Origin of the sequence: Curvibacter soli, assembly GCF_029211125.1 — a bacterium.
Lineage (GTDB): Bacteria > Pseudomonadota > Gammaproteobacteria > Burkholderiales > Burkholderiaceae_C > Curvibacter_A > Curvibacter_A soli.
In genome coordinates, this window is sequence record NZ_JARGEN010000012.1 from 28,534 (window position 1) to 43,744 (window position 15,211).

Genomic DNA, 15,211 nt, shown 5'->3' on the forward strand with positions numbered 1-15,211 from the left:
AGAACCAAGAATGAGCGCAACGCTTTCTGCTCCAGCACTGCTCGCGGTGCCCCTGGCTCCTCTCGCGGGGTCCCTGATCGTCGGCATCCTGGGCACGTCGTTCGGCGGCAACCGCATCGGGCGCCGGGCCAGCCATACCCTGACGATCCTGGGCGTACTGATCGCTTTCCTCATCTCGGCGCACGCGTTCAAGAGCGTGGTGTTCGACGGCGCGCGCTTCGACGAGACGCTCTACACCTGGATGGTGGTCGGCGGCCTGAAGATGGAAGTCGGCTTCCTCATCGACAGTCTCACGGCGACGATGATGTGCGTGGTGACCTTCGTATCGCTCATGGTGCACATCTACACCATTGGCTACATGGAAGAGGACCCGGGCTACGACCGCTTCTTCTCCTACATCTCTCTGTTCACGTTCTCCATGCTCATGCTCGTCATGAGCAACAACCTGCTGCAACTGTTCTTTGGATGGGAGGCGGTGGGCCTGGTGTCATACCTGCTGATCGGCTTCTGGTTCAACAAGCCTACAGCCATCTTTGCCAACATGAAGGCGTTCCTGGTCAACCGCGTGGGCGACTTCGGCTTCATTCTGGGCATTGGCCTGATCGCGGCCTACGCGGGCACGCTGAACTATGCCGAGACTTTCGCCAAGGCCGGCGAACTGGGCGGCATGGCGTTTCCGGGCACCGACTGGATGCTCGTCACCGTGATCTGCATCTGCCTGTTCGTCGGCGCCATGGGCAAGAGCGCGCAGTTCCCGCTGCACGTCTGGCTGCCCGATTCGATGGAAGGCCCGACGCCGATCTCCGCGCTGATCCACGCCGCCACCATGGTGACGGCGGGCATCTTCATGGTGGCGCGCATGTCGCCGCTGTTCGAACTGTCGGACACCGCGCTCAACTTCATCCTCGTGATCGGCTCCATCACGGCGCTGTTCATGGGCTTCCTCGGCATCATCCAGAACGACATCAAGCGCGTGGTCGCCTATTCCACACTGTCGCAGCTCGGCTACATGACGGTGGCGCTCGGCGCCTCGGCCTATCCGGTGGCGGTGTTCCACCTCATGACGCATGCCTTCTTCAAGGCCCTGCTGTTCCTCGGCGCGGGTTCGGTCATCATCGGCATGCACCACAACCAGGACATGCGCTGGATGGGCGGCGTGCGCAAGTACATGCCCATTACCTGGATCACCTCGCTGCTGGGATCGCTGGCACTGATCGGCACGCCGTTCTTTTCAGGCTTCTACTCGAAGGACAGCATCATCGAGGCCGTGCACGAAAGCCATCTGCCGGCAGCGGGCTTCGCATCGTTCGCGGTGCTGGCCGGCGTATTCGTCACCGCGTTCTATTCATTCCGCATGTACTTCCTGGTCTTCCACGGCAAGGAGCGCTACGACCAGAACCCCGATGCGCACCATGGCGACCACCACCATGGCCACGACGCCAAGCCGCACGAATCGTCCTGGGTGGTGACGCTGCCGCTGGTGCTGCTGGCCATTCCTTCCGTGGTGATCGGCTTCATGGCGATCGGCCCCTTGCTGTTCGGCGACTTCTTCAGGGGCGTGATCTTCACCAACCTGGAGAAGCACGCAGCGATGGAGGAGCTTGCCTTGGCTTTCCATGGACCCATGGCCATGGCGCTGCACGCCTTCTCCACAGCGCCGTTCTGGCTCGCTCTCGCGGGTGTGGCGCTGGCCTACTACATGTACATGGTCAACCCCGCGCTGCCCGCGGCGATCAAGCGCATGTTCCAGCCTCTGTACACGCTGCTCGAGAACAAGTACTACCTCGACTGGTTCAACGAGAACGTCATCGCCCGCGGCGCGTGCGCGCTGGGCAACGGCTTCTGGAAGGGCGGCGACCAGGCCATCATCGATGGTGCGGTCGTCAACGGCTCGTGGAGACTCGTGGGCTGGGTCGCCGGCGTGGTGCGCTGGCTCCAGTCGGGCTACATCTACCACTACGCGCTGGTGATGATTCTCGGCGTTTTCGCGTTCATGACGTACTTCATCCTGCTCAACAAGTGAGGAAAAACAAAAAATGGGTTTGTTGAGTCTTGCGATATGGACGCCGATCTTCTTTGGCGTCGTGCTGCTGGCGCTGGGCCGCGACGAACACGCGGGTGTCGTGCGCTGGCTGGCCCTGGTGGGCGCGCTGGCCGGGCTGCTGGTCACGCTTCCGCTGTACCAAGGGTTCGAGCTCGGTTCGTCGGCGATGCAGTTCGTCGAGAACTTCGCCTGGATCGAGCGCTTCAACATCCGCTACCACCTGGGGCTCGACGGCATCTCGTTCTGGTTCGTGCCGTTGACCGCGTTCATCACCGTCATCGTCGTGATCGCGGGATGGGAGGTCATCACCGAGCGCGTCAACCAGTACATGGGTGCGTTTCTGATCCTCTCGGGCCTCATGATCGGCGTGTTCTGCGCGCTCGACGGCCTCCTGTTCTACGTGTTCTTCGAGGCCACGCTGATCCCAATGTATCTCATCATCGGCATCTGGGGCGGCCCGAACAAGATCTATGCGGCGTTCAAGTTCTTTCTCTACACGCTGCTCGGCTCGCTGCTGATGCTGGTGGCGCTGATCTACCTCTACGTCCAGTCTGACGGCAGCTTCGACATCCTCGCGTGGCAGAAGCTTCCCATCGGCAGCACGGCGCAGACGCTGCTGTTCTTCGCCTTCTTCGCGGCGTTCGCGGTCAAGGTGCCGATGTGGCCGGTCCATACCTGGCTGCCCGACGTGCACGTCGAGGCGCCCACCGGCGGCTCCGCCGTGCTGGCGGCCATCATGCTCAAGCTGGGCGCCTACGGCTTCCTGCGCTTCTCGCTGCCCATCGTGCCCGATGCCTCGCACCACTGGGCCTGGCTCATGATCGCGCTGTCGCTGGTTGCGGTGATCTATGTCGGCCTGGTGGCCATGGTGCAGAAGGACATGAAGAAACTCGTCGCCTACTCGTCCGTGGCGCACATGGCTTTCGTCACGCTGGGCTTCTTCATTTTCAGCGACCTGGGGGTTGCCGGCGGGCTGGTGCAGATGGTTTCGCACGGCTTCGTCTCGGGCGCGATGTTCCTGGCCATCGGGGTGCTGTACGACCGCATGCACTCGCGCCAGATCGCCGACTATGGCGGCGTGGTCAACACCATGCCCAAGTTCGCGGCCTTCGCGCTGTTCTTCGCCATGGCCAACTGCGGCCTGCCGGGCACGGCGGGCTTCGTCGGCGAATGGATGGTCATCCTGGGCGCGGTCAGCTTCAATTTCTGGATCGGGCTGGCTTCGGCCACGGCGCTGATCCTCGGCGCGGCCTATACGCTGTGGATGTACAAGCGCGTGTACCTTGGCCCGGTCGCCAACGACCATGTGAAGGAACTGCTGGACATCAATGCGCGCGAGTTCCTGATCATGACGCTGCTGGCCGTCGCCGTGCTGTTCATGGGCCTGTACCCCAAGCCGTTCACCGATGTGATGGGCGCGTCCGTCGCGGACCTGCTGCGGCACGTGGCCACATCCAAGCTGAACTGAATCGAGAGAACCGAGATGATTGACAAAATCAGTTGGCTGGTGGCGTACCCCGAGATCGTGCTGCTCGTCATGGCGTGCGTGATCACGCTGGTGGATCTGGGCGTGCACAGCGTGCAGCGCACCGCCACTTACGTGCTCACGCTGCTCACGCTGGCGGTCGTGGCTGTCCTGGAAGGGGTCTATGCCGCCAGCGGCAACACCTTCTACGGCTTCGGCAACATGCTGGTGAGCGACCCCATGGGCAACTGGCTCAAATGCTTCGCCACGCTGGCAATGATGGCCACGCTGGTATATGGCCGCCCCTATGCCGCCGATCGCGGCATGCTGCGCGGCGGCGAGATGTTCTCGCTTTCCATGTTCGCGCTGCTGGGCATCTTCGTGATGATCTCGGGCAACAACTTCCTCGTGATCTACCTGGGGCTCGAACTGCTCACGCTCTCCAGTTATGCGCTGGTGGCGCTGCGCCGCGACAACGCCACGGCCACCGAGGCGGCCATGAAGTACTTCGTGCTCGGCGCCATGGCCAGCGGCTTTCTGCTCTACGGCATGTCCATGCTCTACGGCGCCACGGGCACGCTGGATCTGGGCCAGGTGTTCCAGGCCATCAACTCGGGCCAGATCCGCCACCAGGTGCTGACCTTCGGCCTCGTCTTCATCGTCGCGGGCGTGGCGTTCAAGCTCGGCGTGGCACCGTTCCACATGTGGGTCCCCGACGTCTACCAGGGCGCGCCGACCTCCGTCACCCTGCTGGTCGGCGGCGCGCCCAAGCTCGCAGCCTTCGCCATCGCCATGCGCCTGCTGGTCGACGGTCTGCTGCCGCTGGCGATCGACTGGCAGCAGATGCTGGCCGTGCTGGCCATCCTTTCGCTGCTGATAGGCAATCTGGCGGGCATTGCGCAGACCAACCTCAAGCGTATGCTGGCCTACTCGACGATCTCGCAGATGGGCTTCGTGCTGCTGGGGTTGCTGTCGGGCGTGGTCCATGGCAACGTGGATGCATCCTCGCTCGAGAACGCCTACAGCTCGGCGATGTTCTACATCATCACCTACGTGCTCACCACGCTGGCGGCCTTCGGCGTCATCCTGCTGCTGGCGCGCGAGGGCTTCGAGAGCGAGGAGATCGCCGACCTGGCCGGGCTCAACCAGCGCAGCCCGCTGTATGCCGCGGTCATGGCCGTGTGCCTGTTCTCCATGGCAGGCATCCCGCCGATGGTGGGCTTCTACGCCAAGCTTTCGGTACTGCAGGCGCTCATCTCGTCGGGGCAGGGCTCCTACATCGCGCTGGCGGTGTTCGCGGTCATCATGTCGCTGATCGGCGCCTTCTACTATCTGCGCGTGGTCAAGGTCATGTACTTCGACGCGCCGCTCACGGCCACCACCGTGTCGGCCTCGACCGAGGTGCGCGTGGTGCTGTCGCTCAACGGCGCGCTGGTGCTGCTGCTGGGCCTGCTGCCGGGCGGCCTCATGGGCCTGTGCGCCGAGGCCATTGTCAATACGCTGGGCACCTGAGCGGCGGCCCGCGCGCGGCAGTGTCTACCACCACCGTCTCCGCCTGGTTCGTCATCGTGGCTGCGCTCGTCGCGGCCAACCTGCCGTTCGTGAACCAGCGCCTGCTGGCGGTCCTGCCCTGGCCCCGCGGCGGGCGCAAGAGCATTGCGGTGCGACTGGCGGAACTCGTGCTGCTCTATGCCCTGGTCGGCGCGGCGGGCCTGCTGCTGGAAGGGCGCGCGGGGCGCATCGCGCCACAGGGCTGGGAGTTCTACGCCATCACGGCAGCACTCTTCGCCACGCTGGCGTTCCCGGGCTTCGTGTACCGCTACCTGCTCAAGCACCGCGCTTAGGATGGGCCATCCCCGACTCGCCTGCGGCGCCTCTCCCTCAAGGGGGCGGCATCAGCGGCCTGGCAGAGCCAGTTCCGCGATGCCCCTCGAAGGTGCGCACTGCGCCATGGAGAATTGACATGGTCGGCGACGACGGCCTGCCCTGCGACGACGATGCGCTGATCGAGCGCCGGCTGCGGCGCGAGCGCGTCTTCTCCGGCAGCTTCCTGCACGTCCTGCGCGACACGGTGCGCCTGCCCGACGGCGGCACGGCCACGCGCGAGTTCATCGAGCATCCTGGCGCGGTCGTCGTCGTGCCGCTCTTGGACGATGGGCGCGTGCTGCTGGAGCGCCAGTACCGGCATCCCATCGGGCAGGTGATGGTGGAGTTTCCCGCCGGCAAGCTCGATGCGGGCGAAGACCCGCTGGCCTGCGGCCAGCGCGAGCTGCGCGAGGAAACCGGCTACACCGCCCGCGAATGGGCCTGCGCAGGCGCCATGCACCCGATGATCGCGTACTCCACCGAGGTCATCCACCTCTATTTCGCGCGCGGCCTGCACGCGGGCGAGCGACATCTCGATTCTGGTGAGTTCCTCGCAATCTGCGCCACCACTACTGCCGAGTTGCTGGCCTGGGCGCGCGATGGCCGCGTGACCGACTCGAAGACCCTGGCCTGCCTGCTCTGGCTGCAGAACGTGCAGGCCGGGCAGTGGGCGCTGGACTGGCGGGAGGCGCCGCCGTGAAGGTGCTGAACCTGCGCTGCGCGCACCAGCATACTTTCGAGGGCTGGTTCGCGTCCGAGGAAGACTTCCAGTCCCAGTGCGCGCGTGGCCTGGTCGAATGTCCGTTGTGCGGCGACACGGCCATTGCCAAGCTGCCATCGGCCCCGCGCCTGAACCTGCGCGGCGCCGAGCCTGCTGCGACCGCCTCCGATGTGCCACAGCCATCCGCCGACATGCGCGCGGCGCTGCAGGCCGCATGGCTGGCGGCGGCGCGCCGTGCCGCAGCGCAGGCCGAGGATGTGGGCGAGCGTTTTGCCGAGGAAGCCCGCCGCATCCACTACGGCGAGGTGCCGGAGCGCGGCATCCGCGGGCGGGCGACTGCCGCGCAGGCGGTGGAACTCGTGGAAGAAGGCATCGACGTCATGCCGCTGCCGTGGCCCGCGGCGGCCAAGGGGCCTTTGCAGTAGCGGCAGAGGCCGCCGCGCCGCCGGCGGCGCGGACGCTTCAGCGCGTGTCCGTGGCGTGCGTGCCGCTCGTGAACTGCAGCGCCGCCAACTGCGCATACAGCCCCCCCGCGCGCACCAGCGTCTCGTGCGTGCCCTGCTCGACGATGCGCCCGTGCTCCAGCACCACGATGCGGTCGGCCTGCTGCACCGTGGCCAGTCGGTGCGCGATGACCAGCGTCGTGCGGCCCTGCATGGCATGGCCCAGCGCAGCCTGCACCACGCGCTCGCTCTCGGCGTCAAGCGCGCTGGTCGCCTCGTCGAGCAGCAGCAGCGGCGGGTTCTTCAGGATGGCCCGCGCGATGGCGATGCGCTGGCGCTGCCCACCCGACAGGCGCACGCCGCGCTCGCCCAGGAAGGTGTCGTAGCCCTGGGGCAGGGCGGCGATGAACTCGTGCGCGAACGCGGCGCGCGCGGCGGCCTCCACCTCGGCGTCGCTGGCTTCGGGGCGGCCATAGCGGATGTTCTCGCGCGCACTGGTGGAAAACACCACGGCGTCCTGCGGCACCAGGCCGATGCGCCCGCGCAGATCCTGCAGCGCCATGTCGCTTACTGGCACGCCATCCACCGCGATGCTGCCGGCCTGAGGGTCGTAGAAGCGCAGCAGCAATTGCAGCACCGTGCTCTTGCCCGCGCCGCTGGGCCCCACCAGCGCCACCGTTTCGCCGGGGGCCACGTGCAGCGTGAAGTCCTGCAGCGACGCCTGCAGCGGGCGCGAAGGATAGTGGAAGGTGATTGCTTCGAAATCGATAGCGCTCCCCGCAGGTGATACGGGCGCCAGCACCGGATTTTGTGCTGATTCCACCGCCGACTGGCTGGTCAGGAGCTCCATCAGCCGTTCGGTGGCGCCGGCGGCGCGCAGCAGGTCGCCATACACCTCGCCCAGCACCGCCACGGCGCTGGCGAGGATGATCACGTAGACCACGGTCTGCCCTAGGTGGCCGGCGGATATCTGCCCCGCCAGCACCGCCTGCGTGCCGCGGTACAGCGCCCACAGCAGCAGCGCCGAGGTGGCGATGATGACGAACGCCACCAGCACCGAGCGCGCCCGGGTGCGCCGCACCGCGGTGGCGAACGCCGCGTCCGTGGCCTGGCCGAAGCGGGCGGCTTCGCGCACCTCGGCGGTATAGCTCTGCACCACGGGGATCGCGCCCAGCACCTCGGCGGCGATGGCGCTGGAATCGGCCACCCGGTCCTGGCTGGCGCGCGAGAGCCGACGCACTCGGCGCCCGAAGACCATGGCGGGCAGCACCACCAGCGCCACCGCCAGCAGCACCTGCGCCATCAGGAACGGGTTGCTCCACACCAGCATGCCGACGGCGCCCATGCCCATCACGGCGTTGCGCAGCCCCATGCTGAGCGACGAGCCCACCACGGTCTGCACCAGCGTGGTGTCGGTGGTCAGGCGTGACAGCACCTCGCCGGTCTGCGTGGTCTCGAAGAATTCCGGGCTCTGGCGCAGCATGCGCGTGTAGACGGCAGTGCGCAGGTCCGCCGTGATGCGCTCGCCCAGCCAGCTCACGGTATAAAAGCGCGCCGCCGAGAACAGGCCCAGCGCCGCGGCCACGCCGAACAGCAGCAGGAAATGCTCGCGCAGCGCCAGCAGGCGTTCGCCCGCCGCGTCGTTGGACGGCGCGACCAGCCCGCCGTCGATCAGTTGCCGCAGCGCCAGCGGAAACACCAGCGTAGCCACCGCCGCCAGCACCAGGAACGCCAGGGCCAGAAGAATCTGGATGCGGTAGGGACGCAGAAAGGGCAGCAGGCCCGACAGCGCATGCGCGCGTGCAGCCGCGGGCCGCGAGGCAGAAGAGGGTGGCATGGCGCGCAGTGTAGCGGGATAAAAATGCAGGTGCAATTACAGACTTGACAATGATTGCCTAGGCAGTAAAGTCGAAAACCATGAATACCCCAAGCCATCCCCCCTCATCCGCGCCCGGCCCCGGGGCCGGACCGGATAGCGGCGTGCGCCAAGTGGTCGAGGAGAGCTTGGGCTACCAACTGCGCGTGCTGCTCGCCAGCCTGCGCCAGCAGGCCGACAACGAGTTCGAAGCCAGCGGCGGCCTCACCAGCGCGCAATGGATTCCGCTCATCAAGCTGCTCTCGGGGGAGGCATCGTCGGTGGTCGAGCTTTCCCGCATCTGCCACCTCGATGGCGGCGCCACCACGCGCATGCTCGACCGGCTCGAAGCCAAGGGGCTGCTGCGGCGTGTGCGCTCCAGCGTGGACCGCCGCGTGGTCAATCTCGAACTCACGCCCGAGGGCATCGCCGCCGCCCGGCGCATCCTGCCCGTGCTGCGCCAGGTGCAGGACATCCACCTGCGGGACTTCACGCCCGGGGAGTGGGCCCTGTTCAAGAGCTTTCTAAAACGTGCAATCGCCAACGGCCGGGCCCATGCCCAGGCCGGGGCACAAGGGAACGATCAGCCATGAAACCAACCACCTGCCGGCTGCGCTGCGCCGCGACCGCGCTGGCCGCGGCTGCCTGCGCCGCCATTCTTTCCACGGGCTGCGCGGACATGAGCGGCATCGCGCCGCAGGCGCAACTGCGCGAGAGCGCCACCCTGGGCCTAGATGGCCCTCCCGGCGACGTGCAGGCGCAATGGTGGAGCGGCTTCGGCGATGCGCAGCTCGACCGGCTGGTGGAGCAGGCGCTGGCCGGCAGCCCCAGCCTGCAGTTGGCCCAGGCGCGGCTGGAGCGCGCCCGGGCCATGGGCGAAGCGGCGGGCGCCGCGCTGCGCCCGCAGGTCGATGGCTCGTTCGACGTGACGCACCAGCGCTTCAGCGCCACCAGCATGTACCCGCCGCCGCTGGGTGGCAGCATCGAGGACGTGGGCTCGCTGCAGCTCAGCGCGGGCTGGGAACTGGACTTCTTCGGCAAGAACCGCGCCGCGCTCGACGCCGCCCTGGGCGCGGCCCAGGCCGCCCAGGCCGACGCGCAGGCCGCCCGCGTGCTGCTGGCCAGCAGCGTGGTGCGTGGCTACGTGCAGTGGGCGCGCATCAATGGGCAACTGGCCGTGGCGCGCCGTACCCTGGCCCAGCGCGAGGAAACCCTGCGGCTGGTGCGCGACCGCGTGAACGCCGGCCTGGATACGCGCATGGAGCTGCGCCAGAGCCAGGGCAGCCTGCCCGAGGCGCGCCAGCAGATCGAGGCGCTGCAAGAGCAGGACACCCTGGCGCGCAACGCCATCGCCGCCCTGGTTGCAGAGCCAAAAGTGACTCAGACGCTTGAAGTTCCTGCGCTGGCAGCTATGAAAAACATAGCATCACAGGCAGCCATCCCGGTGGACCTGCTGGGCCGCCGGGCCGACATCGCCGCCGCGCGCTGGCGTGTGCAGGCCGCCACGCGCGACGTGGACGTGGCGCGTGCCCAGTTCTACCCCAACATCAGCCTGGGCGCCTTCATCGGACTCTCCAGCCTCGGCATGGGCCAACTGCTCCAGTCCGACAGCCGGCAATGGGGCGTGGGCCCGGCCATCCACCTGCCGATCTTCGAGGGCGGGCGCCTGCGCGCCAACCTGCGCGGCATGTCAGCGGACCTGGACGCGGCGGTGGCCAGCTACAACGCCGCCGTGCTCGACGCGGTGCACGAGGCCGCCGACCAGATCGCCTCGACGCAATCCATCGCGCGCCAGCAGACCCAGCAGCGTGCCGCCCAGCAGGCCGCCGAAGACGCCTACGCCATCGCGCTGGAGCGCTACCAGGCCGGCCTGGGCAACTACCTGCAGGTGCTCAACGCCGAGTCGAGCGTGCTGGCGCAGCGCCGCCAGGCCGTGGACCTGGCCGCGCGCGCGCTCGATGCGCAAGCCGCATTGGCCCGCGCGCTGGGCGGCGGCTATGCGCCTGCGCCCGGCGACGTGGTGGCGCAGCAGCACCCCTGATACGCGCGGCACACGGCAAACCTTGTTCCATCCAAACATCCCGACAACACCATGAACGACGCAGCCAATGCCACCCCCATCCCGTCCTCCGGCAACCCCGCGCGCAAGAAGGCCCTCACCTACCTGACCGGCGCGGTGGTGATCGCCGGCCTGGGCTGGGGCGCCTACGAATGGCTGGTGGCCAGCCATTACGAGGGCACCGACAACGCCTACGTGCAGGGCAACGTGATCCAGATCACGCCCCAGATCGGCGGCACCATCATGGCCATCTACGCCGACGACACCGACTTCGTGAAGGCCGGCCAGCCGCTGGTCAAGCTCGACCCCGCCGATGCCAAGATGGCGCTCGACCAGGCCGAGGCCGCGCTGGCGCAGGCCGTGCGCCAGGTGCGCATCCTGTACGCCAACAACGGCGCGCTGGCCGCGCAGGTGGCGCTGCGCGAAGCCGATGCCCACAAGGCGCAGAGCGACATCGTGCGCGCCGAGTCCGAAGTGGCCCGTGCCGCAGACGACCTGAACCGCCGCGAGGCGCTGTCGGGCAACGGCGCCGTCTCGGGCGAAGAGCTGAACCACGCCCGCACCACGCTCGCCAATGCGCAGAGCGCGCTGACCGCCGCCAAGGCCGGGGCGAATTCGGCCCAGGCGGCGGTGGCCGCGGCGCGCGAGCAGCTCGTCAGCAACCAGAGCATGACCGACGGCACCAGCGTGGAGCAACACCCCAGCGTGCTCGCCGCCGCGGCGAAGATGCGCGAGGCCTACCTGGCCAGCCGCCGCGCGTCCATGCCCGCGCCGGTGGATGGCTACGTCGCGCGCCGCACCGCGCAGCTCGGTCAGCGCGTGGCGGCGGGCACGCCGCTGATGTCCATCGTGCCGCTCAACCAGGTGTGGGTCGATGCCAACTTCAAGGAGGTCCAGCTACGCAACATCCGCATCGGCCAGCCCGCCAAGCTGACCGCCGACGTGTATGGCAAGAAGGTCGAATACACCGGCAAGGTCGCTGGCCTGGGCGCCGGCACGGGCGCGGCGTTCGCGCTGCTGCCGGCGCAGAATGCCACCGGCAATTGGATCAAGGTGGTGCAGCGCGTGCCGGTGCGCATCGTGCTGGAGCCCGGCCAACTGGCCGAGAACCCGCTGCGCGTGGGCCTGTCGATGGATGTGGAGGTGGACGTGGCGCAGAAGGGCGGGAAGACGCTCGCCGACATGCCGCGCGACAGCGTGGTGGCGCAGACCGAGGTCTACGCCATGCTCGACGAAGGGGCGGACGCCGAGGTGCAGCGCGTGATCGCCGCCAACCTGGGCCGTGCCGCCAAGGTAGCGGCCCACTGAGCCGACCGGGTACGCCATGGCCGAATCGATACAGCACGCGCCGCTGCAGGGAGCTGCCCGCGCATGGGGCACCGTCGCCCTTTCCGCGGCCACGTTCATGAACGTGCTCGACACCTCCATCGCCAATGTGTCGCTGCCTGCCATCGCGGGCGACCTGGGCGTGAGCCCCAACCAGGGCACCTGGGTCATCACCAGCTTCGCCGTGGCCAACGCCATCGCCGTGCCGCTCACGGGCTGGCTGTCGCAGCGCTTCGGCCAGGTACGGCTGTTCGTCGGCAGCGTGCTGCTGTTCGTGCTGGCCTCGTGGCTGTGCGGGCTGGCGCCCAGCATGGCCATGCTGATCGGCCTGCGCGCGCTGCAGGGCTTCGTGGCCGGACCGATGATCCCGCTGTCGCAGTCGCTGCTGCTGGCGAGCTACCCACGCGCGTTGGCGGGCCTGGCCATGGCCATGTGGGCCATGACCACGCTGGTCGCGCCGGTCATGGGGCCGCTGCTGGGCGGCTGGATCACCGACAACATGACCTGGCCGTGGATCTTCTACATCAACATCCCCGTGGGAATGATCGCCGCGTTTGGCGCCTGGAGCATCTACCGCCACCGCGAAAGCACGGTGCGCAAGCTGCCCATCGACACCATGGGTCTGGCGCTGCTCGTGGTGTGGGTCGGGTCCATGCAGCTCATGCTCGACCTGGGCAAGGAGAACGACTGGTTCCATTCGACCATGGTCGTCACGCTTGCGGTGGTGGCGGTGGTGGGCCTGCTGTTTTTCCTGGCCTGGGAGCTGACCGACAAGCACCCGGTCGTGGACTTGTCGCTGTTCGCGCGGCGCAACTTCTGGACCGGCACGCTCGCCACTTCGGTGGGCTACGGCCTGTTTTTTGGCAACGTGGTGCTGCTGCCGCTGTGGCTGCAGCAGTACATGGGCTACACGGCCACCTGGGCCGGCATGGTCACGGCGCCGGTCGGGCTGCTGGCGCTGGTGCTCTCGCCCGTGGTGGGCAAGAACATCGGCAAGGTCGATCCGCGCCGCTTCGCCAGCTTCGCGTTCATCGTTTTCGCGCTGGTGCTGTGGATGCGCTCGCACTTCAACACGCAGGCCGATCTGACCGCCATCCTCATCCCCACGGTGATCCAGGGCGTGGCCATGGCGTTCTTCTTCATCCCGCTGGTGACGATCACACTCTCGGGCCTGCCGCCCGACCGCATTCCCTCGGCATCGGGGCTGTCCAACTTCACCCGCATCACCGCAGGCGCCGTGGGCACCTCCATCGCCACCACGGTGTGGGAAAACCGCGCCGCCATGCACCATGCGCAACTGGCGGAAGCGGTGAGCCAGGGCAGTGCCAGCGCCGGCAGCGCGCTGGCCGGCTTGCAGGCCGGCGGCTTGAGCGCCGAGCAGGCGCTGGCGCAGGTGAACCGGCTCGTGGACCAGCAGGCGTTCATGCTGGCCGCCAACGACGTGTTCTTCGCGTCGGCGGCGATCTTCGTGCTGCTGATCCCGCTGGTGTGGCTGTCGCACCCGCTGCGCGGCCGGGCGGGCGGCAGCGAGGCTGCCGCGGGCGCGCATTGATGCATTGACGATTGGCGCAAAAATAGGGGCGGTGTCGGCGCTGAACCGTACACCGCCCCAACTGGGGGAATGGCCGCTTGAACCGGCGCCTTTGCGGGGCTCGATCCGTGCGATGGATGCATCGTAGGCGGAGCGCCCGGGCGCGGGTATAGGAAGCACGCGCCGCACGGCGTAGGCCATGACCTACGGCCATGCCGCCCATGGCTGACCCCTGTACGCCTGTGCGTATCTGACGCGTATCTGACTCTAAGCGTTTCTCCCGGTGCGGGCGGCGCATGCGCGCCGTTAGGATGCAATGCAGCAAGATCAGGGGTGGGCGGGCTCGTGTGCCCGCTGCATGCGGCCGCACGCGGCCCGGAGACAAAGTGGAAGACGTCATTCTCGAAACGCAACGGCTGACCAAGGAATTCAAGGGCTTCACCGCCGTCAGCAACGTGGACTTGCGGGTGCGCCGCGGCTCCATCCATGCGCTCATCGGGCCGAACGGCGCGGGCAAGACCACGTGCTTCAACCTGCTCACCAAATTCCTGGAACCCACTTCGGGCACCATCCGGTTCAACGGCATCGACATCACGCGCGAACGGCCGGCGCAGATCGCGCGACGCGGCGTGATCCGCTCGTTCCAGATCTCCGCGGTTTTCCCGCACCTCACGCTGCTGGAGAACGTGCGCGTGGGCCTGCAGCGCGGGCTGGGCATCACGTTCCAGTTCTGGCGCAGCGAACGCGTGCTGGACCAGCTCAACGCACGCGCCCGCGAACTGCTGGCCGAGGTGGGCCTGCATGACCTGGCCGACGAGTTGACGGTCAACCTGCCCTATGGCCGCAAGCGCGCGCTGGAGATTGCCACCACGCTGGCCATGGAGCCCGAACTGATGCTGCTCGACGAGCCCACGCAGGGCATGGGCCACGAGGACGTGGACCGCGTCACCCAGCTCATCAAGAAGGTGTCGGCAGGCCGCACCATCCTGATGGTGGAGCACAACATGAGCGTGATCTCCACCATCGCCGACCGCATCACCGTGCTGCAGCGCGGCGCCATCCTGGCCGAGGGGCCGTATGCCGAGGTGTCGCGCAACCCGCAGGTGATGGAGGCCTACATGGGCACCACCGACGGCCAGTTGCAAGGGGCGCATTGACATGGCTGTCCCCGCACTCGAACTCAAGGGCCTGCAGGCCTGGTACGGCGAATCGCACGTGCTGCACGGCGTGGACATGGTGGTCCACCCCGGCGAGGTGGTCACGCTGCTGGGCCGCAACGGCGCGGGCCGCACCACCACCATGCGCGCCATCATGGGCCTGACCGGTGCGCGGCGCGGCTCGGTCAAGGTGAACGGGGTGGAGACCATCCACCTGCCCACCTACCGCATCGCGCACCTGGGCGTGGGCTACTGCCCGGAGGAGCGCGGCATCTTCTCCAGCCTGTCGTGCGAGGAGAACCTGCTGCTGCCCCCGCGCCTCAAGGGCATGGGGTCGGGCATGTCGGTGGACGAGATCTACGCCATGTTCCCCAACCTGGCCGAGCGCCGCCACAGCCAGGGCACGCGCCTGTCGGGCGGCGAGCAGCAGATGCTGGCGGTGGCGCGCATCCTGCGCACCGGCGCCAAGCTCTTGTTGCTCGACGAAATATCCGAAGGGCTGGCCCCCGTCATCGTGCAGGCGCTGGCGCGCATGATCGTCATGCTGCGCGAGAAGGGCTACACCGTGGTGATGGTGGAGCAGAACTTCCGCTTCGCCGCGCCCCTGGCCGACCGCTTCTACGTCATGGAGCACGGCCAGATCGTCGAACGCTTCGACGCCTCGCAGCTCGAATCCAAGATGCCCGTCCTGAACCAGCTACTGGGCGTGTAAGCCTGGGCAGACAGCTTTTCTTTCCCCCACCC

Annotated in this window: 13 protein-coding genes; 12 read left to right on the plus strand and 1 reads right to left on the minus strand. The window is 67.6% G+C overall.

What is annotated here, in order from left to right:
• Positions 1-10 precede the first annotated feature (10 nt).
• The 6 genes from nuoL (at position 11) to PY257_RS02015 (ending at position 6,521) form a co-directional block, all read left to right on the plus strand.
• On the plus strand, positions 11-2,023 hold the full coding sequence (gene nuoL / locus PY257_RS01990; RefSeq protein ID WP_275738237.1) for an NADH-quinone oxidoreductase subunit L: 2,013 nt from the start codon (positions 11-13) through the stop codon (positions 2,021-2,023).
• 13 nt (positions 2,024-2,036) lie between these two features.
• Positions 2,037-3,512 carry an NADH-quinone oxidoreductase subunit M gene (locus tag PY257_RS01995; protein ID WP_275738239.1) on the plus strand — a complete coding sequence of 492 codons (1,476 nt, stop codon included), beginning with the start codon at positions 2,037-2,039 and terminating at the stop codon, positions 3,510-3,512.
• 15 nt (positions 3,513-3,527) lie between these two features.
• A complete protein-coding gene (nuoN, locus tag PY257_RS02000; RefSeq protein WP_275738241.1) occupies positions 3,528-5,021 on the plus strand; it encodes an NADH-quinone oxidoreductase subunit NuoN in 1,494 nt (497 codons plus the stop codon).
• A 20-nt stretch (positions 5,022-5,041) separates the two neighbouring features.
• On the plus strand, positions 5,042-5,353 hold the full coding sequence (locus PY257_RS02005; protein ID WP_275738243.1) for a DUF2818 family protein: 312 nt from the start codon (positions 5,042-5,044) through the stop codon (positions 5,351-5,353).
• A 119-nt stretch (positions 5,354-5,472) separates the two neighbouring features.
• The gene (locus PY257_RS02010; protein WP_275738245.1) at positions 5,473-6,075 is read left to right on the plus strand and encodes an NUDIX domain-containing protein; all 603 of its coding nucleotides are present in this window, start codon (positions 5,473-5,475) and stop codon (positions 6,073-6,075) included.
• Positions 6,072-6,521, plus strand: a complete 450-nt coding sequence (locus PY257_RS02015) for a DUF1178 family protein (protein WP_275738247.1) — start codon at positions 6,072-6,074, stop codon at positions 6,519-6,521. Before PY257_RS02010 ends, PY257_RS02015 begins: the two co-directional genes overlap by 4 nt.
• A 37-nt stretch (positions 6,522-6,558) precedes the next feature.
• Here the strand turns inward: PY257_RS02015 and PY257_RS02020 are convergent, their stop codons facing one another.
• Complete coding sequence (locus tag PY257_RS02020) at positions 6,559-8,376, minus strand: ABC transporter transmembrane domain-containing protein (protein WP_275738249.1); 1,818 nt, start codon at positions 8,374-8,376, stop codon at positions 6,559-6,561.
• An 80-nt stretch (positions 8,377-8,456) separates the two neighbouring features.
• On the opposite strand from PY257_RS02020, the gene PY257_RS02025 reads away from it, so the two are divergent.
• The 6 genes from PY257_RS02025 to PY257_RS02050 all read left to right on the plus strand — a co-directional run bounded on the left by PY257_RS02025 (position 8,457) and on the right by PY257_RS02050 (position 15,179).
• Positions 8,457-8,987 (plus strand): MarR family winged helix-turn-helix transcriptional regulator, encoded by a 531-nt coding sequence (locus PY257_RS02025; protein ID WP_275738251.1) that lies wholly within the window; start codon positions 8,457-8,459, stop codon positions 8,985-8,987.
• On the plus strand, positions 8,984-10,435 hold the full coding sequence (locus PY257_RS02030; RefSeq protein WP_275738253.1) for an efflux transporter outer membrane subunit: 1,452 nt from the start codon (positions 8,984-8,986) through the stop codon (positions 10,433-10,435). Before PY257_RS02025 ends, PY257_RS02030 begins: the two co-directional genes overlap by 4 nt.
• A gap of 51 nt (positions 10,436-10,486) precedes the next feature.
• Positions 10,487-11,761, plus strand: a complete 1,275-nt coding sequence (locus PY257_RS02035) for an HlyD/EmrA/EmrK family protein (protein WP_275738256.1) — start codon at positions 10,487-10,489, stop codon at positions 11,759-11,761.
• A 16-nt stretch (positions 11,762-11,777) separates the two neighbouring features.
• On the plus strand, positions 11,778-13,331 hold the full coding sequence (locus PY257_RS02040) for a DHA2 family efflux MFS transporter permease subunit (protein WP_275738258.1): 1,554 nt from the start codon (positions 11,778-11,780) through the stop codon (positions 13,329-13,331).
• A 365-nt stretch (positions 13,332-13,696) separates the two neighbouring features.
• Positions 13,697-14,467: an ABC transporter ATP-binding protein gene (locus PY257_RS02045; RefSeq protein ID WP_275738260.1), complete on the plus strand. Its 771-nt coding sequence runs from the start codon at positions 13,697-13,699 to the stop codon at positions 14,465-14,467.
• A 1-nt stretch (position 14,468) separates the two neighbouring features.
• Entirely contained in the window at positions 14,469-15,179 is a 711-nt protein-coding gene (locus PY257_RS02050; protein ID WP_275738262.1) for an ABC transporter ATP-binding protein, read from the plus strand.
• The last annotated feature ends 32 nt before the right edge of the window (positions 15,180-15,211 follow it).

Bases quoted from the DNA above. Each gene is read 5' to 3' on its own strand.
- nuoL (WP_275738237.1), top strand. From the start codon at position 11: ATGAGCGCAACGCTTTCTGCTCCAGCACTGCTCGCGGTGCCCCTGGCT.
- PY257_RS01995 (WP_275738239.1), top strand. From the start codon at position 2,037: ATGGGTTTGTTGAGTCTTGCGATATGGACGCCGATCTTCTTTGGCGTC.
- nuoN (WP_275738241.1), top strand. From the start codon at position 3,528: ATGATTGACAAAATCAGTTGGCTGGTGGCGTACCCCGAGATCGTGCTG.
- PY257_RS02010 (WP_275738245.1), top strand. From the start codon at position 5,473: ATGGTCGGCGACGACGGCCTGCCCTGCGACGACGATGCGCTGATCGAG.
- PY257_RS02020 (WP_275738249.1), bottom strand. From the start codon at position 8,376: ATGCCACCCTCTTCTGCCTCGCGGCCCGCGGCTGCACGCGCGCATGCG.
- PY257_RS02025 (WP_275738251.1), top strand. From the start codon at position 8,457: ATGAATACCCCAAGCCATCCCCCCTCATCCGCGCCCGGCCCCGGGGCC.
- PY257_RS02030 (WP_275738253.1), top strand. From the start codon at position 8,984: ATGAAACCAACCACCTGCCGGCTGCGCTGCGCCGCGACCGCGCTGGCC.
- PY257_RS02035 (WP_275738256.1), top strand. From the start codon at position 10,487: ATGAACGACGCAGCCAATGCCACCCCCATCCCGTCCTCCGGCAACCCC.
- PY257_RS02040 (WP_275738258.1), top strand. From the start codon at position 11,778: ATGGCCGAATCGATACAGCACGCGCCGCTGCAGGGAGCTGCCCGCGCA.
- PY257_RS02050 (WP_275738262.1), top strand. From the start codon at position 14,469: ATGGCTGTCCCCGCACTCGAACTCAAGGGCCTGCAGGCCTGGTACGGC.